General features: G+C 70.5%; 14 protein-coding genes and 1 riboswitch. Of the genes, 3 read left to right on the top strand and 11 right to left on the bottom strand.

Annotated elements, in window-relative coordinates:
- Positions 1-144: 144 nt before the first annotated feature.
- The 7 genes from ACNQFN_RS20635 to ACNQFN_RS20605 form a co-directional block, all read right to left on the bottom strand.
- The gene (locus ACNQFN_RS20635; RefSeq protein ID WP_068635287.1) at positions 145-1,266 is read right to left on the bottom strand and encodes an ATP-binding protein; all 1,122 of its coding nucleotides are present in this window, start codon (positions 1,264-1,266) and stop codon (positions 145-147) included.
- Positions 1,263-5,138: a cobaltochelatase subunit CobN gene (gene cobN, locus ACNQFN_RS20630; RefSeq protein ID WP_418647421.1), complete on the bottom strand. Its 3,876-nt coding sequence runs from the start codon at positions 5,136-5,138 to the stop codon at positions 1,263-1,265. Before cobN ends, ACNQFN_RS20635 begins: the two co-directional genes overlap by 4 nt.
- A complete protein-coding gene (cobW, locus tag ACNQFN_RS20625; protein ID WP_068635289.1) occupies positions 5,138-6,229 on the bottom strand; it encodes a cobalamin biosynthesis protein CobW in 1,092 nt (363 codons plus the stop codon). Before cobW ends, cobN begins: the two co-directional genes overlap by 1 nt.
- Before the next feature lie 26 nt (positions 6,230-6,255).
- Positions 6,256-7,146 carry an ABC transporter ATP-binding protein gene (locus ACNQFN_RS20620; RefSeq protein ID WP_083953454.1) on the bottom strand — a complete coding sequence of 297 codons (891 nt, stop codon included), beginning with the start codon at positions 7,144-7,146 and terminating at the stop codon, positions 6,256-6,258.
- Positions 7,143-8,198 carry a FecCD family ABC transporter permease gene (locus tag ACNQFN_RS20615; protein WP_068635290.1) on the bottom strand — a complete coding sequence of 352 codons (1,056 nt, stop codon included), beginning with the start codon at positions 8,196-8,198 and terminating at the stop codon, positions 7,143-7,145. Before ACNQFN_RS20615 ends, ACNQFN_RS20620 begins: the two co-directional genes overlap by 4 nt.
- The gene (locus tag ACNQFN_RS20610; protein WP_418647420.1) at positions 8,195-9,160 is read right to left on the bottom strand and encodes an ABC transporter substrate-binding protein; all 966 of its coding nucleotides are present in this window, start codon (positions 9,158-9,160) and stop codon (positions 8,195-8,197) included. Before ACNQFN_RS20610 ends, ACNQFN_RS20615 begins: the two co-directional genes overlap by 4 nt.
- Before the next feature lie 201 nt (positions 9,161-9,361).
- A riboswitch (cobalamin riboswitch) is annotated at positions 9,362-9,577 on the bottom strand.
- A 91-nt stretch (positions 9,578-9,668) separates the two neighbouring features.
- Positions 9,669-11,258 carry a DEAD/DEAH box helicase gene (locus ACNQFN_RS20605; protein ID WP_068635292.1) on the bottom strand — a complete coding sequence of 530 codons (1,590 nt, stop codon included), beginning with the start codon at positions 11,256-11,258 and terminating at the stop codon, positions 9,669-9,671.
- 572 nt (positions 11,259-11,830) lie between these two features.
- On the opposite strand from ACNQFN_RS20605, the gene ACNQFN_RS20600 reads away from it, so the two are divergent.
- Positions 11,831-12,961 (top strand): M48 family metallopeptidase, encoded by a 1,131-nt coding sequence (locus ACNQFN_RS20600; RefSeq protein WP_068635293.1) that lies wholly within the window; start codon positions 11,831-11,833, stop codon positions 12,959-12,961.
- A 55-nt stretch (positions 12,962-13,016) separates the two neighbouring features.
- Here ACNQFN_RS20600 and ACNQFN_RS20595 read toward each other — a convergent pair whose 3' ends face one another.
- The 4 genes from ACNQFN_RS20595 to cbiB all read right to left on the bottom strand — a co-directional run bounded on the left by ACNQFN_RS20595 (position 13,017) and on the right by cbiB (position 17,166).
- Positions 13,017-14,063 carry an MBL fold metallo-hydrolase gene (locus ACNQFN_RS20595; RefSeq protein WP_068635294.1) on the bottom strand — a complete coding sequence of 349 codons (1,047 nt, stop codon included), beginning with the start codon at positions 14,061-14,063 and terminating at the stop codon, positions 13,017-13,019.
- A gap of 214 nt (positions 14,064-14,277) precedes the next feature.
- Positions 14,278-15,195 (bottom strand): cobalamin-binding protein, encoded by a 918-nt coding sequence (locus tag ACNQFN_RS20590; protein ID WP_418647419.1) that lies wholly within the window; start codon positions 15,193-15,195, stop codon positions 14,278-14,280.
- The gene (gene cobD / locus ACNQFN_RS20585; protein ID WP_068635296.1) at positions 15,192-16,220 is read right to left on the bottom strand and encodes a threonine-phosphate decarboxylase CobD; all 1,029 of its coding nucleotides are present in this window, start codon (positions 16,218-16,220) and stop codon (positions 15,192-15,194) included. Before cobD ends, ACNQFN_RS20590 begins: the two co-directional genes overlap by 4 nt.
- A complete protein-coding gene (cbiB, locus tag ACNQFN_RS20580; RefSeq protein ID WP_068635297.1) occupies positions 16,213-17,166 on the bottom strand; it encodes an adenosylcobinamide-phosphate synthase CbiB in 954 nt (317 codons plus the stop codon). The genes cobD and cbiB overlap by 8 nt, the downstream gene beginning before the upstream one ends.
- A 263-nt stretch (positions 17,167-17,429) precedes the next feature.
- Between cbiB and ACNQFN_RS20575 the strand changes: the two genes are divergently transcribed.
- Both ACNQFN_RS20575 and queF read left to right on the top strand, forming a co-directional pair.
- A complete protein-coding gene (locus tag ACNQFN_RS20575) occupies positions 17,430-18,944 on the top strand; it encodes a cobyric acid synthase (protein ID WP_068635298.1) in 1,515 nt (504 codons plus the stop codon).
- Positions 18,941-19,798, top strand: a complete 858-nt coding sequence (gene queF, locus ACNQFN_RS20570) for an NADPH-dependent 7-cyano-7-deazaguanine reductase QueF (RefSeq protein WP_068635299.1) — start codon at positions 18,941-18,943, stop codon at positions 19,796-19,798. The genes ACNQFN_RS20575 and queF overlap by 4 nt, the downstream gene beginning before the upstream one ends.
- The last annotated feature ends 144 nt before the right edge of the window (positions 19,799-19,942 follow it).

Below are 19,942 nucleotides of genomic sequence, written 5' to 3'. Positions count from 1 at the left end.
CGGGGGCGAGCGCGGCGTCGGCCTTGGCCGCCAGCGTGCGCGGCCAGTCGAGGCGCGTGCCGGTGGCCGGGCCGGGGCGGCCTTTCTTCGCGGGGCTGGGTGCGCGTCCGGCGGCGGCCCTGCCGGGCGTGGCCGCCGGACGCGTCAGGGCTTTTTTGCATGCAGCGGCCTCACGTTCTTGACCGTGTGGATCGGCACCGGCTGCGGCGGCAGCGCGCCCCAGTCGTCCGGCTGATCGCTTGGGTCCGGCTGGCCTGAGTCGTCGGACGTGCTGGTGCTTGCTTGTCCGTTCGTGGATCGGCTGCCGTCGCCTTGGGCCGGAGCCGTGTCGTCGCGGTGTTGCGGCGTTTGCGGCGGAACGTCGTCGGCCGCCTTGCGGCGATGGGCGAGTACCAGTTCGGCCACGGCGTCGATGTCGGCATCGGCGATTTCGCCGCGGCCGTCGAGCGCGGCGTGGGCGCGCGCGGCGCGCAGCATGACGAGGTCGGCGCGCACGCCTTCGACCTGGGCGGCGTGGCACAGCGCGGCAACGCGCTCGTGGGCGGCGTCGCCGAAGCCGATGCCGGCCAGCGCGCTGCGGGCACGGGCGATGCGCCGGGCGAGGTCGCGCTGTTCGGCGTCGAAGCGGCGGGCGAAGGCGGCCGGGTCGGTGTCGAAGGCCAGCCGGGCGCGCACGATGGCCTGGCGTTCGGCGGTGGCGAGGGTGTCGCCCAGGCGCACGAACAGGCCGAAGCGGTCCAGCAGTTGCGGGCGCAGTTCGCCTTCCTCGGGGTTCATGGTGCCGACCAGGGTCAGCCGCGCCGGGTGCTGGTGCGAGACGCCGTCGCGTTCGACGCGGTTGATGCCGCTGGCGCAGACGTCGAGCAGCAGGTCGACCAGGCCGTCGGCGAGCAGGTTGACTTCGTCGATGTACAGCACGCCGTCGTGCGCCCGGGCCAGCAGGCCGGGGCGGAAGGCGACGCGGCCGTGCTGCAGCGCGGCTTCGAGGTCGAGCGAGCCGACGAGTTGTTCCTCGCTGCTGCCCAGCGGCAGGTCGACGAAGCGTCCACCGCCGTGCTCGCGCGGCAGCAGCTCGGCGAGCGCACGCGCGCTGGTGGATTTGGCGGTGCCGCGCGGCCCTTCGATCAGCACGCCGCCGATCAGCGGATCGACGGCGGCGAGCAGCAGCGCGGTGCGCAGCTGCGGCTGGCCGTGCAGCGCGGCGAAGGGGTAGCTGGGCGCGGCGGAAGCCGGGGCGAAGAGGGCGTCAATGGAAGAAGGGTTCATCGGTTTTCCAGATGCTGTTCGGCGGCGAGCAGGTGCTGTTCGATGCGTTCGCGCCAGTCGCCGGGCGATTGCCACAGGCCGCGCTGCATGGCTTCGAGCAGGCGTTCGCACATTTCGCGCAGCGCGTCGGGGTTGTGGCGCTGCAGGAAGTCGCGGGTGTGGGCGTCTTCGATGTAGGCGTCGGCGACGCGGGCGTACTGGTCGTCGCGGACGACGCGGGCGGTGGCGTCGAAGGCGAACAGGTAATCGACCGTGGCCGCCATCTCGAACGCGCCCTTGTAGCCGTGGCGCTTGATGCCGGCGATCCATTTGGGGTTGGTCACGCGCGAGCGCACGACGCGGCTGATTTCCTCTTCCAGTGAGCGCACCACCGGTGCCTGCGGGTTGGCGTGGTCGCCGAAATAGACTGCCGGCTGGTTGCCGGAGAGGTGGCGTACCGCGGCGGTCATGCCGCCCTGGAACTGGTAGTAGTCGTCGGAGTCGAGCAGGTCGTGCTCGCGATTGTCCTGGTTCTGCATCACCAGATCGATGCCTGACAGGCGGCGGGCGAAGGTGCCGCGGGCCTCGCTGCCGTAGTCGTGCTGGCCGTAGGCGTGGCCGCCCCATTCGAGCCAGGCGGTCGCGAGGTCGGCGTCGTCGTCCCAGTTGCGGCCGTCGATCAGGCCTTGCAGGCCGGCGCCGTAAGCACCGGGCTTGGCGCCGAAGATGCGGTGACCGGCGTGGCGGCGGGCCTCGGCCGCGTCCATGCCTTCGGCCGCGAGCATGGCGGCTTCGCGCAGGATGCGGGCGCGGATCGGGTTGATGTCCTCGGCCTCGTCGAGTTCGGCGATGGCCTGCACCGCGGCGTCGAACAGGCGGATGACGTTGGCGAAGGCGTCGCGGAAGAAGCCGGACACGCGCAGTGTGACGTCGATGCGCGGGCGGTCGAACAGCGACATCGGCAGGATCTCGAAGTCGGCCACGCGGTGGCTGCCGTCGGCCCACTTCGGCCGCACGCCGATCAGCGCGAAGGCCTGGGCGATGTCGTCGCCGCCGGTGCGCATCGTTGCCGTGCCCCATACCGACAGGCCGATCGCGCGCGGGTAGTCGCCGTGCTCCTGCACGTAGCGTTCGACCAGCAGCGCGGCGGATTTCAGGCCGAGCGCCCAGCTCGTCTGCGTGGGCACGGCGCGGGTGTCGACCGAATAGAAGTTGCGCCCGGTCGGCAGCACGTCGGGGCGGCCGCGGGTGGGCGCGCCGCTCGGCCCCGGTGGCACGAAGCGGCCGGCGAGACCGCGCATCAGCTGCAGCAGTTCCTGTTGACCGCAGGCGTCGAGGCGCGGGCGCAGTTCGTGGTCGATGCGCTCGAGCACGGCAGCAGTACGGGGCCAACGGGGTGCTTCCTCGACTGCTTCCCTTTTTTCCTGGTTCTCCTCCGTAGGGAAGGAAGGGGAAAACCGTGTGGATGTCTGTTCACCAGAGCCTTCCGGCAGGCCCTGTTCCAGCACCTGCAGCGCCAACAGCTCCAGCCGTTCGCGCGTGTGGCCGGCGTTGCGCCACAGGCCGTCGCCGAGCGTGGCGAGCACGGCCGGACGCGGGCCTTGCCAGGGCTGGCCCCAGTCGGAATCGAGCGGGTCGAAGCGGTTGCCATCCTCGCCGCACAGGCCGAGATCGGCGGCCAGCGCGCGGGTCAGGCCTTCCTTGCCGCCGCGGCCGTCGCCGACCGGATGGCGTGCCAGCGCGAGCAGGGTGTCGCGCCGCAGCCGCGCGGTGGGCGAGCGGCCGAAGATGTGCAGGCCGTCGCGGATCTGGGCTTCCTTCAGGTCGCACAGGTAGGCGTCGGTGCGGTTGAGCAGGCGCTGTTCTTCTTCGGCCGTCTGCGGCTCGTCGAAGCCGAGGTCGCGATGCAGGTCGTGGCGCAGGATGTGGTCGAGGATCTGGCGACGCAGCAGCTCGGCACGGCGCGGATCGAGCATCAGCGCTTCGTAGTATTCATCGACCTGGCGCTCGAGGTCGCGCGTCGGGCCGTAGCTTTCGGCGCGGGTCAGCGGCGGCATCAGGTGGTCGATGATCACCGCCTGGGCGCGGCGCTTGGCCTGGGTGCCTTCGCCGGGGTCGTTGACGATGAAGGGGTAGAGGTGGGGCAGCGGGCCGAAGGCGAGGTCGGGCCAGCATTCGTCCGACAGCGCCACGCTCTTGCCCGGCAGCCATTCGAGGTTGCCGTGCTTGCCGACGTGCACGATGGCGTCGCTGCGCCAGACTTCGCGCAGCCAGCAGTAGAAGGCGAGATAGTGGTGCGGCGGCACCAGGTCGGGGTCGTGGTAGCTGGCCTGGGCGTCGAGCTCGTAGCCGCGCGCGGGCTGGATGCCGACGAAGACCTGGCCGCAGCGCAGCCCGGCGATCATGAAGCGGCCCTGGCGCGTCATCGGATCGTCGGTCGGCTGGCCCCAGCGTTCGTTCACCGCGTTGCGCACGGCCTGCGGCAGGCGCTCGAAGAAGGCGAGGTAGGCTTCCATCGCCAGGCTCTGCCGCGCCGGGCGCAGCGCCCACTGCTCGGGGTCGTTGGTGATGCCCTCCTTCAACTGCACCATCAGCGCGTCGCCGTCGGCCGGGATGGCCTCGGTGGCGTAGCCCTCGTCGCGCAGGCGTTCGAGGATGGCGATCACCGAGGCCGGGGTGTCGAGGCCGACGCCGTTGCCCAGCCGGCCTTCGCGGCTGGGGTAGTTGGCCAGCACCAGCGCCAGCCGCTTGCCGGCGTTCGGCTGTGCCCGCAGCCGGCACCAGCGCCGCGCCAGTTCGGCGACGAAAGCCATGCGCTCGGGCTGCGGGCGGTATTGCACGACGTCGCACTGGGTCTGTTCGCAGCGGTGCGACAGGCCCTTGAAGCTGACCGCGCGGCTGATGATGCGGCCGTCCACTTCGGGCAGGGCGATGTGCATGGCGATGTCGCGCGGCGCCAGGCCGTGCGGATCTGCCCGCCAGCCTTCCTCGTTGCCGCCGGACAGGATGACCTGCAGCACCGGGATGTCGTCGACCAGCGCATGGTCGCCGGGATCGTCGAGTGCGGACTGCGAGAACGCGGTGGTGTTGAGGATCAGTGCTACTTCGTGCTCGCGGCACAGCCGGCGCAGGGTGTCGGCGCACAGCGCGTCCTTCAGCGACAGCAGCGCGATCGGCAGCGGGTTCATGCCGCGCGCGGCCAGCGTGTCGCACAGGTGGGCGAACACCGCGGTGTTGCCGGCCTGCAGGTGGGCGCGGTAGAACAGCACGGCGACGCAGGGCGCGCCGGGCTGCCAGTCGCCGCGCCAGCTCTCCACCGAGCCGAGTTCCTGGCGCGGGTGGAACACCGCCACCGCGGGCAGCGGCCGCGGCGGCGGCACCTGCAGCGGGAGGTCGAAGAACTGAGCGGCGAGGAACTGGTGGAAGGCGCGCGCGTTGGCCGGCCCGCCTTCGCGCAGGTAGCGCCACAGCGTGCGGCAGGTCTCGGCATCGACCGTGCTCTTCTGCAGCAGGTTGCTGTCTTCGGTGGTGTCGCCGGAGAACATCACCAGCGCGATGCCGCGTGCGCGGCACAACTCGCCGATGCGTTCGGTGCCGTAGGGCCAGTAGCTTTCGCCGCCGAGGTGGTCGATGACGATGACGCGGGCGTGCTGCAGCACGTCGTCGAGGTAGAGGTCGACCGACGCCGGCTGGCGCAGGTGCAGCAGGTTGGCCAGCCGCAGGGTCGGGAAAGCTTCGATGCCGTCGCTCGCGGCCGGCCAGGCGGCGGCGAGCAGCGCCAGCGTGGTGTCGGCGGCGCTGAGGATGGCGATGTCGGCCGGATCCTGCGCGATGCGCGTGATGATCGAGGCGTCGTCGACGAAGCCGCCGGGCTGGGCCGCGAGCAGGTGCATCAGGCGGCCCCGGCAGGGGCGTCGGCAGCGATGGCGGCCGCGGCCAGGGCGTCGCGCAGGGTGCCGGCATCGAGGTCTTCGCCGATCAGCACCAGGTGGGTGCGCGGCGCTTCGTCCGCCAGCCAGCGGCGGTCGAAGTAGCTGTCGAAGCGCCGGCCGACGCCATGCACCACCAGCCGCATCGGCTTGCCGGGCAGGGCGGCGAAGCCCTTGACGCGATAGATGGCGTGCTCGGCGGTGAGTGTGTGCAGGATCTCGAGCAGGCGCTCGCGCTCGACCAGCGGCAGGTCGACCACCACCGAGTCGAAGGCGTCGTGATCGTGGTCATGCGCCTCGCCTTCCTCGTGGTCGTGGTGGCTCTGGCGCAGGTGGATGTTCTCTTCCGAGGCGGCGCCCAGGCCGAGCACGATGCCGAGCTCGATGCGGCCCTGGTCGGCGGCGACGATCTTCACTTCGGGCGGCAGCTCCTCGCGCACCAGGGCTTCGACGCGGGCGCGGGCCTCGGCGTCGGCGAGGTCAGTCTTGGACAGCACGACCAGGTCGGCGGCCGACAGCTGGTCCTCGAACAGCTCGTGCAGCGGCGATTCGTGGTCCAGGTTGGGATCGGCGCGGCGCTGGGCATCGACCGCCGGCGGATTGGCGGCGAACTGGCCGGACGCGGCGGCGGGCACGTCGACCACGGTGACGACCGCATCCACCGTGCAGGCGTTGCGGATCTCGGGCCAGTTGAAGGCCTGCACCAGCGGCTTGGGCAGGGCCAGGCCGGAAGTCTCGATCAGGATGTGGTCGATGTCGCCGCGGCGCGCGATCAGTTCGCGCATCACCGGGTAGAACTCTTCCTGCACCGTGCAGCACAGGCAGCCGTTGGCGAGTTCGAACAGCTCGCCGGGGCGTTCCCGGCCGTCCTCGTCGCAGCCGATGCCGCAGCCGCGCAGGATGTCGCCATCGATGCCGAGCTCGCCGAACTCATTGACGATCACGGCGATGCGGCGGCCGTCGGCATTGTTCAGGATGTGGCGCAGCAGCGTGGTCTTGCCGCTGCCGAGGAAGCCGGTGACGATGGTGGCGGGGATTCTGGCCTGGACGGACATGGAGCTTCTCCTGGAGGTTCGGGAATTCAGCGGCTAGGGGATGCGAATGCACTTGCGGGCGGAACAGCCGTTCCGGCATGCGAATCTTTGCTGGAGGGTGCAGACGCCGATGCGTCCGCATCGTTTTCAGGTGCCTGCGCCGCGCCTTCGGGCCGGCAGCGCCAGGGCACGACGTAGGGCTGGCGCTCGTGTTCGCCCAGCATCGCCTGCACCTGGTAGACGCGCTGCAGGTTGGCGGCGGTGAGCACGCTGCGCGGTGCGCCGCAGGCCACGGCGCGGCCGTGGTCCATCAGCAGCACGCGGTGGCAGAAGCGGCTGGCCAGCGTCAGGTCGTGCAGCACCACCATCACGGTGCGGCCGAGCGCGCACTGCTCGCGCAGCAGTTCCATCACGCTCAACTGGTGGAAGGGGTCGAGCGCCGCGACTGGCTCGTCGGCCAGCAGCAGGGGGGCATCGACGGCCAGCGCGCGGGCCAGCCGGGCGCGGGCGCGTTCGCCGCCGGACAACTGGTCGAGCCGGCGGTCGGCCAGCGCTTCCAGCCGCATCCGGGCGATCGCCTGGGCGACGACCTCGTCGCCGTCCGGCGCCGCGCGCCAGCGCGGGCGGTGCGGCAGGCGGCCGAGGGCGACGAAGTCGCGCACCGTCAGCGGCCAGGCGGCATGGTCGCCCTGGGCGAGATAGGCCAGCCGGGTGGCGCGCTGGCGCGGCGGCAGCGTGGCGAGCGGTGTGCCGTCGAGCCGGATCGTGCCCTGGTGCGGCAGCAACTGTGCCACCGCCCGCAGCAGGCTGCTCTTGCCGGCGCCGTTGGGGCCGATCAGGCCGAACAGCTCGCCCTGGCCGATTTCGGCGGAGACGCCATCGACCAGGGTCGCGCTGCCCTGGCGCACGAAGAGGGATTCGATGAGCAGCCGCGTCATGCCCGCCCCAGCCGTTCGCGCAGCACCAGCACGAAGAAGAAGGGTGCGCCGATCAGTGCCGTGACCACGCCCAGCATCAGTTCGAAGCCGCCGCTGACCAGCCGCAGCACCACGTCGGCGGCCAGCAGCAGCACCGCGCCGCCGAGTGCGCTCGACACCAGCAGGCGCGCCGGGTGGTAGCCCACCGCGCGGCGCAGCATGTGCGGCACGACCAGGCCGACGAAGCCGATCGCGCCGGTCACGGCAACGCTGGCGCCGACGCACAGCGCGGTGCCGACGACGACCTGCGCGCGCAGGCGGGCGAGATTGACGCCCATGCTGGCGGCCTCGTCCTCGCCCACCGACAGCGCGTCGAGGTCGCGTCCGCAGGTGGCCAGCAGCGCCAGGCCGGCGAGCACGAAAGGCAGGCACAGGCGGATGTCGTCGAAGCTGCGGTCGGCCAGCGAGCCGAGCAGCCACAGCACGATGTCCTGGACGTCGGTCGGGTTGGGGGCGAGGTTGATGGCCAGCGAAGTCAAGGCGCCGGCCAGCGAGGACAGCGCCACACCGGCCAGGATCAGGGTCAGGTTGCCGGTGCCGCGGCGGGCGATGCGGTACAGTACCAGCGTCGCCAGCGCGGCGCAGCCCATCGCCGCCGCCGGCAGCAGCCAGGGCGTCAGCTGGGCGAGGCCGAAGTACAGGCACAGCACCGCGCCCAGACTGGCGCTGGAGCTGATGCCGAGCAGACCCGGCTCGGCGAGCGGATTGCGCAGCAGGCCCTGCAGCGCCGCGCCCGACATGCCGAGCGAAGCGCCGACCAGGATCGCCAGCAGCACGCGCGGCAGGCGGATCTCGGCGACGATGGCATGCTGGCGGGCCAGCGCTTCGGATGCGCCATCGCCGACCGGCAGCAGTGCGGCGGCGACGTCGGCGAGCGCCAGCTGCACCGGGCCGATGCCGAGCGAGACCAGCGCGAGCATGAGCAGGGCCAGCGCGAGCAGGCCATTGAGCGGCAGCGCGACTTGGCTGGTGCGTGGCAGCGGGGGCCGGGATGTGGCTTGGCCGGCCGTCATTGCGGCACCCGTGCCGGTGAGGCGGTGATTTGCTGCCTGGCGCTTGCCGCTTCTTCTGCACCCCCGGCTCCGACAGGGGAGAGGGGCGCCCGGCTTAGAGATGCCCGGCTGCGGGACATCGGGACCGGCGGACTTAGGCGGGCCAATTGTGCGGCGATGTCTTCGGCGGCCTCGATCAACTGCCAGTTGCTGCAGCCCCAGTCGTTGCCGTCCATGCGCACCACCGGCCGTTCGGCGAGCAGCGTCCGCATCTGCGGATGGCGGGCGAAGCCGGAGCGGGCATAGGTGGTGTCGTTGAGCATGCTGCTGACGACGAAGACGTCGGGCGGGTCGGCGACCACGTCCTCCAGCGCGACCCGGCCCCAGCCGCGGCGGCCGGACTCGGTGGCGTGATTGCGCACGCCGGCGGCCTGGAACACCGCGTCGACATAGGTGCCGGCGCCGGCGCTGCCGCCGTTGGGGCGCAGGTAGAGCGCGCGGGCCGGATGCGTGCTTGCCTGCAGGTGGGCGATGCGGGCCTGCACGTCGGCCACCAGCGCCTCGCCGGCGGCGGCGCGGCCGAGCCGGCCGGCGATGTGCCGGGTGCTGGCGAAGATGCCGTTCCAGTCGGTCGGGTAGGGCACGGTGACGATCCCGATGCCGTGGCGTTCGAACAGCGCGGCCTGGTGGCGCGCCTGCCAGCGCCGCGACGCGAGCACGACGTCGGGGCGCAAGGCCAGCACTTCCTCGGCGCTGCCGTCGTTGGCGGGATGGCGGCGGGCCTGTTCGTACATCGCGGTGCGGCGCGGGTCCTGGCTCTTGCGCGACACCGAGACGATCTGCGCCGGTTCGGCCAGGCCGAGCACCAGCATGTCGGCGCACAGGTTGGTCGACATCACGCGCGGCAGCGCCGCGCCGGCTGCAGCGAAGGCGACGGAGCCGGACAGCAGGGCCAGCAGCGCAGCGAGCAGGCGCACGGCCATCTCAGGCGCCAATGCCGGGCGCTTGCACCGTGCCGGCCCTGGAGGCGTGGGAAGAAGGGATGTGGTGGTGCTGGGTGTCCTGGTCCATGGCTGCGGCTGCGCGGGTGCGGCGACGATCGGCCTGCATGGGGTAGGGACGGACAGCGGAAGGCTGGGGCCGGGACGGCCAGGCCAGACGGTGATCGCCCGCACCCCGGGGCAGTGACCTTCAATCGACCAGGCCGGTCTTCTGGCTCTCCTTCGTCCGGATGTCCGCAGCCTTCCCGGGCGAAGCCCAGTGGCAGGGGGGCGGAATCCGTCAGGACTACAGCAGCGGGGGCTGCGCCGGAATGGCCGCTGGAGGCGGCGTCACCGGACTTCCCGTTTCACCCTGGGCGCACGGCGGCGGCACAGGGCACCTGGATCGAATGCGCGCGAAGCTTAAGTGAGGGGACAGGGTTTGGCAAGCCGGCGCCCGCCGCGCGCGGGCCGGGGGCGCGATCGAGCGCGCAGCCCCGGTGGCTCGTGCTCAGCGGTTGCCGCTGCCCGGCTTGGCGGAGAACAGCGCGGCACGCGGCGCGGCGGGGCGATTGCGGCCGGGGCGGGCGCGATTGCCATCGACGTCCGCGCGGCGGTTGTCGACAGCGCGGTTGCCATCGACGTCGCCACGGCGGGATGCGTGGGAAATGCGGTTGCCGTCCACTTCGGGGCGCGACGGCTGCATGCGGTTGCCGTTGATTTCGCGTGGCTCGGCGCTGCGCGGTGCGCGGTTGCCGTCCGCCTCGCCGCGGCGCGGCTGCGGGCGGGCACCCGGCTTGCCCTGGCCGGCGCCACGGTTGCCGGGGGTGGCACGATCGCCTCGTGGCGCACCGGACGGGGTGCCGTTGCGGGCCTGGCCCGAGCGGCCGCCGCGGCGCTGCAGCGGTTCGCGCTGGTGGTCGGCGTCGTGCGCGGCCTCGGCGCCGGCGCTGGGCACGAAGTCCTCGGCCACGGCACGGTCGATGCGACGCTTGATCAGGCGCTCGATCGCGCTTAGCAGCTTGATCTCTTCATCGTCGACCAGCGAGATGGCATTGCCGGCGGCGCCGGCGCGGCCGGTGCGGCCGATGCGGTGCACATAGTCTTCCGGCACGTTGGGCAGTTCGAAGTTGACCACCTGCGGCAACTGGTCGATGTCGAGGCCGCGCGCGGCGATGTCGGTTGCCACCAGCACCGGCAGCGAGCCGTCCTTGAACTGCGCCAGCGCCCGCGTGCGCGCCGCCTGGCTCTTGTTGCCGTGGATCGCGGCGGCGGCGATGCCGTGCTTGCTGAGGTATTCGGCGAGCTTGTTGGCGCCGTGCTTGGTGCGGGTGAACACCAGCGCCTGGAACCACTGCTTTTCCTTGATCAGGTGGGCGAGCAGTTCGCGCTTCTGCTTCTGGCCGATCATGTAGACCGCCTGGTCGACGCGTTCGGCGGTGGTGTTGCGCGGCGCGACTTCGACCGTGGCCGGATCGTGCAGCAGGCCGTGGGCCAACTGGCGGATCTCGTCCGAGAAGGTGGCCGAGAACAGCAGGTTCTGGCGCTTCTTCGGCAGCAGCGCAAGCACCTTGCGGATGTCGCGGATGAAGCCCATGTCGAGCATGCGGTCGGCTTCGTCCAGCACCAGGATCTCGACGCCGGACAGGTCCACGGTTTTCTGCCCGACGTGGTCGAGCAGGCGGCCGGGCGTGGCGACCAGGATGTCCACGCGCTTTTTGAGCGCGCCGATCTGCGGGTTGATGTTGACGCCGCCGAACATCACCAGCGAAGCCAGTGGCAGGTGCTTGCCGTAGGTCTTGACCGATTCCTCGACCTGCGCGGCGAGTTCGCGCGTCGGCGTCAGGATCAGGCAGCGTGGGCGGCCGGGCGGATGCGGGTGGGCGTGGGTCTGCGACAGGATGTGCAACAGCGGCAGCGTGAAGCCGGCGGTCTTGCCGGTGCCGGTCTGGGCGGCGGCGAGCAGGTCGCCGCCGGCGAGCACTTGCGGAATGGCCTGGGCCTGGATCGGCGTCGGCGAGGTATAGCCGGCTTCGCCGATGGCGCGCAGGATGGGTTCGGCCAGCCCGAGGCTGGCGAAAGTGACGACTTCGGAATTCATTCGATGGTTTCCGGCGCCAGTCCGTCGCGCATGCGTGGCGACACCAATCCGGGCTGGCGGGAGAGAGATCCGGGGCGGGCGCCGGCCGGATCGTTGCAGGAGCCGCCGCGGTCGATCGGTCAAGCCGCGGCGAGCCGGCACTATAGAGACTATGCGGGCTTGATGCGAGCTTTTTGTGCACAGCAGCGTGAAGGCGTATCCCGGAAGGCATTGCCGCCTGTGCCAGGATCGACGCCCAGGCTGCCAGGGCTCCAGCCGGCAGCAGTCGTGGCCTGGCTCGTACCGTATCGCCCAAAAGCCCTTGTTGCAGAGCAAAAATAAATTATGCAGGAAAAATGTGTTGCAAAATGAAAATACATGTCGAATAATTTCCAGGGCATATTCAAAAAGAATACATGGGCGCCGCTGCTCGTGTGTGGAAGAAGCACGGAGGGAGTGCCGCGTCTGCCCGGATGGCGGAAGCTGTTGAACGGTGCCGGAAGCCCGGCTGCGCCAGGCGAGAACCTTGTGTGGAATGCGTTAAAGTCCCCTGTCCAGAATGGTGCTCTATGTTCTCAGGTACTCCATTTCCCATGAAATCGCCCGCTTCCGGCAAAAGGCTGTTCGTGTTGCGCGCACGTCTCGCCCGGCGCCTGACCTTGCTCGCCCTGGCCGGTCTTGCCGGGGGCATGCTGTTGCTCGCCGCCCTGGTCGGCGGGGTGGCGCATGCGCTGGGCTGCAGCTGGGAAGCGGTCGTCAGCGGCCATCCCTTCGCCAGCGGCTTGTGGAGCCTGTGCGCGGTGCTGCTGTTGCTGTGCAGCGCCGCGATCGCCGACGTCCTGTTCAGCGCGCCTCCCCGGCCGCAGGGCGTCTGCCTGACACGCGAGACGGCCGGGCAGCTGTTTGCGTTGCTCGATACCATGGCCGCCCGGCTGGGCATCGAGCCGATCCAGCATGTGTTCATCACCGACGACATGAACGCGCACATCCACCAGCGGCCAGCCTGGGGTGTGGCCGGGCCGCTGGACACCTGCCTGATGATCGGCCTGCCGCTTGCGCACAGCCTGTCGCCGGCACAGTTCACAGCAGTGCTGGCCCATGAGCTCGGGCATCTTTCGGCCCAACGGCGCGGTTGGGCCGGTGTCGCCGGGGCATTGCGCGCGTGGTGGGCGCGGACCCTGGATCGCGCGAGCGCCGGGTTTGCCTGCATTGCACCGTGGCTGGACGAGAAGTCGATCGGCTTCTGTGTCCAGATGCTGCGCCTGGCGCGCATCGAGGAGTTCGAGGCGGATGCCATTGCGGCCGAACTCGTCGGCCATGACCTGATGGGCGAGGCGCTGGTCGAAGTCAGCCTCAAGTCGCATTTCCTCGAACACGATTTCTGGCCGCAGATCGAGGCCTACAACGCCAGCCGCGCACGGCCGGCATTGTGGCCGTTCCGCGACATGGCGCTTGGCGTGGAAGCGGGCTTCATGCGCACGGTGTCCGACCATGCGGTGGCGGTCGAGGAGAGCCTGGACGAGCGCTATGCCTTTCATCCGTCCTTGCAGCAGCGTTTGAGCGCGCTGCGCGTGCCCTGCCGGGTGCCCGAAGGCGAAGGGACCTCGGCCGCCGTGCATTTCCTCGCGCCGATGCTGCCGCGCCTGGCGATGTCCTTCGACCGTGCCTGGTGGCGGACGTGGCGCAAGAACAGGCGCAGGCGCTACGAGATGTTCGAAGGCTGAGCGCGCCGGGACCTGCCGGAGGAACTGGCGGATCGGAAGGCGCGCATGATGCGGTTCAGAAAGCGTTCTGCTCGGCTTCCAGATAGGCCAGGCTGACGTACTTGCCGATGTTCGATTCGAAGCCCGCGGTATCGGCGGCGCGGCTGGCGACGCGGGGGTCTTTCAACACCGCCTCGCGCGCGCTGTCGGCGTCGCGGCCGTCTTCGACCGCTTGCAGGCAGTTTTCGTAGATGCCTTCGAACAGCGCACGGTTCCAGTTCAGCACCTCGGCGCCGGGGTGGCCGTGGCCGGGCACCCAGATGCGCGAGGGCGCGTTCCTTTCCAGTTCGTCGTAGAAGCGGAAGGTGCCGACGTAGGAGCCGTCGTCCATGTTGGCGATGCGGCGGTCCATGGCGATGTCGCCGACGTGGGTCAGGCCGTCCTGCACGACTTCGACGCAGATGTCGCCCGGCGTGTGGGCAGTGCCGTAGTGGTGGATGCGCAGCGTGACGTCGCCGAAGTCGAATTCGGCGCCGTGCTCGACGGTGTGCGTGGGCGGCACGATGCGGGTGCCGACGGTGGCCTGGTTGGTCCAGCGCTCCATCAGGCTGTGCCAGGCGCTGCCCTGGATGCCTTCGATTTCCCGCTTCGTCACCGGATGGGCATGGATCGGCAGACCCTTGCCGAAGGCGTCCTCGAAAGCGTGGTTCGCCAGCCAGTGGTCGCCGTGGTAGTGGGAGTTGAAGACCGCCACCACCGGCTTGTCGGTGATGCGGCGGAGCATGCGCAGCGCCATCTCGCCGATCTGCACCGAACCGCCCGGGTCGAGCACCACCACGCCTTCGCGGCTGAGGACGAAGGTGATGTTGCTCATCATTCCCTGGTTCTCCGGTGTCGGGAAGCCGTCCTTCGACCAGATCATCCAGACGTGTTCCGACAGTTGTGTGGGCGCGATGTCGGGCACGGCGGGGCCGCGGACGAAATTGTCGATGTCGGCGGCGAAGGCCGACAGCCGCGACCAGTTGCCGGCGAGGCCGAATGCGGCCGTGCCGGCAAGCCCCGCTTGCATGAAGCGCCGGCGTGAGCGACAGGACGGGGGCGAGTCGGGTTGTGGCGTGCGCATCGGGCGTCTCCTGCGTGTGATGTCCTGCACGGAATATTAACGAAAACTGATTTTCTTCGCTGCCCGTCCGTGTTTCTGACTTGCCGATGAGCGTCTCATTGCGACTGAAGCGCGAGGGTGGAGCCGAAGGCGAAAGCCGCCATTCCGGGATTGGGGCGTCAGGATCGATGGGGGCGCGATGGGTTTCGCTCCGCTCTGCCCACTCTGCCGGCTGTCAGCGTGTGGCCGGTGCGTCGCCGCGGTCGGCCCGCACCGATTCGAGCTGCTCGCACAGGCGGGCAGCGCCGTCCAGGATGCGGGGTGTGTGGCGCTGCAGGAGGTCGGGCGGGACGAAGAACAGGTGGCCGTTGGCGTTGGCGGTCAGATCCGGCCAGCGCTTCCACTGGTCCAGCCAGTCGGGGCGCGCCTCGCCCATGCCGCTGGCGACGATCGCTTCCGGATTCGCGGCGAGCACGGCTTCGATGCCGATCTTCGGTGCCAGCGTGTCGAGGCTGCCGAACACGTTGCGTCCGCCGCACAGGCGGATGACGTCGGCGATCAGGTGCTCGTCGTTGATCGTCACCATCGGTTCGTTCCAGACCTGATAGAAAGTGCGCACCGGCGGCCGGTCGCGGTAGCGCGCGGCGAGGCCGGCATGGCGGGCGCGGAAAGCCTGCGCCGCTTCGGTGGCGGCGGCGTCGGTGCCGGCCAGGCGGCCGAGCTTTTCCAGGCTGAGGGCGACGTCGTCGAGGCTGCGCGGTTCGTTGATGAAGACCGGGACGCCCAGCGCGCGCAGGCGGTCGAGGTGGGCGTTGCGGTTGCCGCTGCGCCAGGCGACGACGAGGTCGGGCCGCAGCGCGGCCACGGCTTCCAGGTTGATCTGGGTGTAGCCGCCCACCTGCGGCAGCGACTTCGCTTCGGGCGGGAAATCGCTGTAGGCGACCACGCCGACGACCTGCGGGCCGGCGCCCGCGGCGAACAGCAGCTCGGTGATGTGAGGCGCGAGGCTGACGATGCGCTGCGCCGGGCGTTCGAGCCTGATGGCTGCGCCGCTGTCGTCGATGGTTTCGACCGCGGCGGGGGAGGCAAGGGCCGCGCCCGGGCCCAGGCAGGCGGCGGCAGCGAAGAAGGCGAGCAGGCGTGTGAGGGTCATGGTGTGGAACGCTCCGGTGCGCATTCGCGCAGTGCGCGCCCCAGCCGCTGCCAGCCCGCTTCGTCGGGCGGCAGGCCGAAGCGCAGGGAAGGCGGCACGGCGGGCAAGGCGCTGCCGGGCGGCTCGCCGTCGAACAGGCGGACGAGGACGCCGTGCCGGGCAAGTGCGCCGTGCAATTCGGCGGCGCGGGGCGTCGGCAGCCATTTGAACAGGCTGGGGCCGCCGGGCCGACCCAGTCCGGCGGTGTGCAGCAGCCCGGCGAGGCGTTCGCCGTCGGCCGCCAGCCGCGTGCGTGCCTGTGCCTGCCATGCAGTGTCGGCCAGCGCGGCGCCCGCCGCATGGCGTGCCGGGCCGCTGACCGTCCATGGACCGAGGATTTCGGCCAACTGCCGGCGCACCGTCGCAGGGGCGAAGACGAAGCCGACGCGCGCGCCGGCGAGGCCGAAGAACTTGCCCAGCGAGCGCAGCACCACCAGGCCGTCGGCGCCGGTTTCCGGTACCAGACTGGCTTCGGGCGTGGTGTCGATGAAGGCTTCGTCCACCACCAGCCAGCCGCCGCGCCGGGCAAGCCGGGTGCGCCAGTCCAGCAGGCGGCCGCGCTCGAACAGCAGGCCGGTGGGGTTGTTGGGCTGCACCAGCACGACGATGTCGCTGGCATTCACGGCCGCTTCGGCGGCATCGATGTCGTCGCCGAACCATCGTGGTTCGCGCCCCCGCCAGGCGTGGGCATGCTCGGCGTAGCTCGGTGCCAGCAGGCTGACGCGCCGGCCGGGCAGCACGGCGGGCAGGGCCTGGATCGCCGGCTGAGAGCCCGCCACCGGCAGCAGCGCATCGCTGCCGTAGTAGCGCGCAGCGGCGGCTTCCAGGCCGTCATCGTCTTCGGGCAGGCGATGCCAGGCCGACAGTGGGATGTCGGGCACGGGATAGACGCTGGGGTTGATGCCGGTGGACAGGTCCAGCCAGTCGTCCAGGGCGATGCCGTATTGCTGCGCGGCGCGGCGCAGGCGTCCGCCGTGCTCAAGCATGGGGCAGGCCTGCGAGTGATAAGACGGCGAGTGCCATCGCCGCGGTGACGATCCACCACAGCAGCACGCCGCGCCGCACCAGCGAGACGGCGGCGCGGATGGCGCGGGCATCCGGCGGCGGACCTTCACCGAGCGGTGGACGCTGCTCCAGCTCGCCGTGGTAGATCGCCGCGCCGCCCAGCGCGACGCCGATCGCGCCCGCACCGGCGGCCATCACCGGCCCGGCGTTGGGGCTGTCCCAGGCAGGCGCCTGCGCACGCCAGCAGGCCAGCGCGCGCCGGGTGTCGCCGAGCAGGGCATAGGTCAGCGCGGTGAGGCGGGCGGGCGCGGCGTTGAGCAGGTCGTCGATGCGCGCAGCAGCCCAGCCGAAGTGCAGGTAGCGCGGCGTGCGATAGCCCCACATCGCATCCAGCGTGTTCGCCAGGCGGAACAGCAGCACGCCCACGCCGCCGCCCAGCAGGAACCAGAACAGCGCGCCGAACACCGCGTCGTTGCCGTTTTCGAGCACCGACTCGGTGCCTGCGCGGGCCACGCCTTCGGCGTCCAGCGCACGGGTGTCGCGGCTGACGATCCAGCCCACGCGGCGGCGTGCTTCGTCCAGGTCGCCGGCGTCGAGCGGCACGGCAATGGCTTCGGCGTGCTCGGCGAGGCTCCGCCCGCCGAGGGCGAAATACAGCAGCACGATGTCCACCGGCCAGTGCGCCAGCGGGTGCAGGCCGCGCAGCCACAGCGCCAGCGCCGCCCAGGGCAGCACGGCAAGCGCCCAGGCCAGCGCGCCGGCGAAGCGCTGCTCGCCGAGCAGGCGGCGCACGGTGGCTTCGACCGCGCGTGCCCAGCGGCCGAAGCCCACCAGCGGATGGAAGCGGCGGACTTCGCCGAACAGCCGGTCGGCCAGCAGGCCGGCGGCCATTTTCAGCGCAAGGACGGTCGGGAGCGAAAGCAGCATCGAGGATGAGGGCAGGGCTGGAGTAAAAGGCTGGGAGGATGCATGAAGCCGTACTGTTTTCTTCCTCCCCGGGAGCGGGCAGGGGAAAGGGGTGCCCGGCCGGGGGGCGCCCGGCTCAGGAGCGGTGCCGTGCCTGGAACAGCGGTATCGGCGATAATCCTGCGCCTGATTTCCGCCCACGAGCTTCGTGCGCCTGGCCGGCCGCTCCGGCCGAGTGCCCGGCCAGGCGCCCCCCTTTACCCGAGGACCCCGGATTCTACGCCATGTCCCCTCCGATCTCCCTGATGGTGCAGGGCACCACTTCCGATGCCGGCAAGAGCACGCTGGTCGCCGGGCTGGCGCGTGCGCTGCGCCGCCGTGGCCTGGCCGTGGCACCGTTCAAGCCGCAGAACATGGCGCTGAATTCCGCCGTCACCGTCGACGGCGGCGAGATCGGCCGTGCCCAGGCGCTGCAGGCCGCTGCCGCCGGCGTCGAGCCGCATACCGACTTCAATCCGGTGCTGCTCAAGCCGTCCAGCGACATCGGCGCCCAGGTCATCATCCACGGCCGCGCGGTCGCCAACCTGTCGGCGCGTGACTATCACGCCTACAAGCCCACCGCGATGGCAGCGGTGCTGCAGAGCTGGGACCGCCTGTGCGCAAAGTACGATGCGCTGCTGGTCGAAGGCGCCGGCAGTCCGGCCGAGATCAATCTGCGCGACCGCGACATCGCCAACATGGGCTTTGCCGAGGCGGCGGACGTGCCGGTGGTGCTGGTGGCCGACATCGACCGCGGCGGCGTCTTCGCCCACTTGGTCGGCACCCTCGAACTGCTGTCGCCGTCCGAGCAGGCGCGGGTGCGGGGCTTCATCATCAACCGTTTCCGCGGCGACATCGGCCTGCTGCAGTCCGGCCTCGACTGGCTGGAAGCACGCACCGGGCGCAAGGTGTTCGGTGTGCTGCCCTATCTGCACGGCTTGTTCCTCGATGCCGAGGATGCGCTGGCCGATGGCGCCGCCGACGTGCGCGCAGAGGCGGGTGCGGAAGGGGACACGCTGCGCGTGGTGGCGCCGGTGTATCCGCGCATCTCCAACCATACCGATCTCGACGCGCTGCGCCTGCATCCGCAGGTCGATTTCCGCTGGGTCGGGCCGGGGCAGGCGATTCCGCCGGCCGATCTGATCGTGCTGCCCGGCTCCAAGAGCGTACGCTCCGATCTGGCCTGGCTGCGCGAACAGGGCTGGGAAGAGGCGATCCGGCGCCATTTGCGCTATGGCGGCAAAGTCGTCGGCATCTGCGGCGGTTTCCAGATGCTGGGCCGGCAGCTGGCCGATCCGCTCGGGCTGGAAGGTTCGCCCGGCACCACCTCCGGGCTGGGCTGGCTGGAGATGGAAACGAGGCTGGAAGCGCACAAGCAACTGGTCAATGCCGCTGGCCGGCTCGATGCCGCGCTCGGCGGCGAAGCGCCGGTGCGCGGCTACGAAATCCACATGGGCGTGTCCGCCGGCCCGGCGCTGCAGCGTCCGGCGCTGCGGCTGGACGCGGGGGCGGCAGGCCGGCGCGCCGATGGTGCGGTATCGGAAGACGGCCAGATCCTCGGCACCTACCTGCACGGCCTGTTCGATGCGCCCGAGGCGCTGGCCGCCCTGCTCGCCTGGGCGGGGCTGGGCGATGTGCAGCGGGTCGACCTGGCCGCGCGCCGCGAAGCGGACCTGGACCGCCTGGCCGACGCAGTCGAAGCCGCCTGCGATCTCGATGCCCTGTTCGATCATTCCTTGCCGGAACGAGCACTCCGATGAATACTTCCGCGAATCCCGCTGGCAGCCGCCCGCACGGCGCCGAATCCTCTCCGCTCGGCCGTGCCGTCGCCTACCGCGATACCTATGCGCCCGAACTGCTGTTCCCGATCGAACGGCAGCTGAAGCGCGACGAACTGGGGCTGAAGCCCGATGCGCTGCCTTTCGTCGGCGAAGACCTGTGGAATGCCTACGAGCTGTCCTGGCTCGATCCGCGCGGCAAGCCGGTGGTGGCGCTGGCGGGTTTCCGCGTGCCGGCGTCTTCGCCGCGGCTGATCGAATCCAAGTCGCTGAAGCTCTATCTCAACGCCTTCAACCAGCAGCAGTGCACGGATGCCGACGAGGTGCGCAGCCTCATCGCGCGCGACCTCTCGGCCGCTGCCGGTGCGCAGGTGGCGGTGAGCGTCGAACCCCTGACGCTGCGCCCGCAACGGGCTTCGGCCTATCCGGACGGGATCTGCCTCGATGGCCTGGAAGTCGATATCGATACCTACCAGCCCGCACCCGAACAGTTGCGTGCCGGCGGCGGGGAAGTGACGGAGACGCTGTATTCCCACCTGCTGAAATCGAACTGCCTGGTCACCGGCCAGCCCGACTGGGGCATGCTGGTGGTGCGCTACACCGGACCGGCGATCGAGCGCGAAGGCCTGCTGCGCTACATCGTGTCCTTCCGTGGCCACAACGAGTTCCACGAGCAGTGCGTCGAGCGCGTGTTCTGCGACCTGATGGCGCGCTGCAAGCCGCGCGAACTGGCGGTGTGGGCGCGCTATACGCGCCGGGGCGGGCTCGACATCAACCCCTTCCGCGCCAGCCGCGAAGGCCTGCTGGTGGACGAGCGCATGGAGGTCAGGCAGTAGCCTTGGCCTGTAGTCTTGATATGCGTCAAATTAATGGGTCGATCATGTGGGTTTCTTGCGAAGATGCTGTTTTATGTGGGGATTTCGGGTAGGAATGGGTCTGGTGCTGGGTTAACATCGGGCCGCCCCTACAGGGCCAACACC

This window comes from Thauera butanivorans (assembly GCF_048398245.1).
GTDB lineage: Bacteria > Pseudomonadota > Gammaproteobacteria > Burkholderiales > Rhodocyclaceae > Thauera > Thauera butanivorans.
Note: the sequence above shows the minus strand (reverse complement) of the source record. Positions and strands in the feature narration are given on the sequence as shown.

Coding starts and splice junctions, on each gene's coding strand:
- ACNQFN_RS20635 (WP_068635287.1), bottom strand. CDS start 1,266: ATGAACCCTTCTTCCATTGACGCCCTCTTCGCCCCGGCTTCCGCCGCG.
- cobN (WP_418647421.1), bottom strand. CDS start 5,138: ATGCACCTGCTCGCGGCCCAGCCCGGCGGCTTCGTCGACGACGCCTCG.
- cobW (WP_068635289.1), bottom strand. CDS start 6,229: ATGTCCGTCCAGGCCAGAATCCCCGCCACCATCGTCACCGGCTTCCTC.
- ACNQFN_RS20620 (WP_083953454.1), bottom strand. CDS start 7,146: ATGACGCGGCTGCTCATCGAATCCCTCTTCGTGCGCCAGGGCAGCGCG.
- ACNQFN_RS20615 (WP_068635290.1), bottom strand. CDS start 8,198: ATGACGGCCGGCCAAGCCACATCCCGGCCCCCGCTGCCACGCACCAGC.
- ACNQFN_RS20610 (WP_418647420.1), bottom strand. CDS start 9,160: ATGGCCGTGCGCCTGCTCGCTGCGCTGCTGGCCCTGCTGTCCGGCTCC.
- ACNQFN_RS20605 (WP_068635292.1), bottom strand. CDS start 11,258: ATGAATTCCGAAGTCGTCACTTTCGCCAGCCTCGGGCTGGCCGAACCC.
- ACNQFN_RS20600 (WP_068635293.1), top strand. CDS start 11,831: ATGAAATCGCCCGCTTCCGGCAAAAGGCTGTTCGTGTTGCGCGCACGT.
- ACNQFN_RS20595 (WP_068635294.1), bottom strand. CDS start 14,063: ATGCGCACGCCACAACCCGACTCGCCCCCGTCCTGTCGCTCACGCCGG.
- ACNQFN_RS20590 (WP_418647419.1), bottom strand. CDS start 15,195: ATGACCCTCACACGCCTGCTCGCCTTCTTCGCTGCCGCCGCCTGCCTG.
- cobD (WP_068635296.1), bottom strand. CDS start 16,220: ATGCTTGAGCACGGCGGACGCCTGCGCCGCGCCGCGCAGCAATACGGC.
- cbiB (WP_068635297.1), bottom strand. CDS start 17,166: ATGCTGCTTTCGCTCCCGACCGTCCTTGCGCTGAAAATGGCCGCCGGC.
- ACNQFN_RS20575 (WP_068635298.1), top strand. CDS start 17,430: ATGTCCCCTCCGATCTCCCTGATGGTGCAGGGCACCACTTCCGATGCC.
- queF (WP_068635299.1), top strand. CDS start 18,941: ATGAATACTTCCGCGAATCCCGCTGGCAGCCGCCCGCACGGCGCCGAA.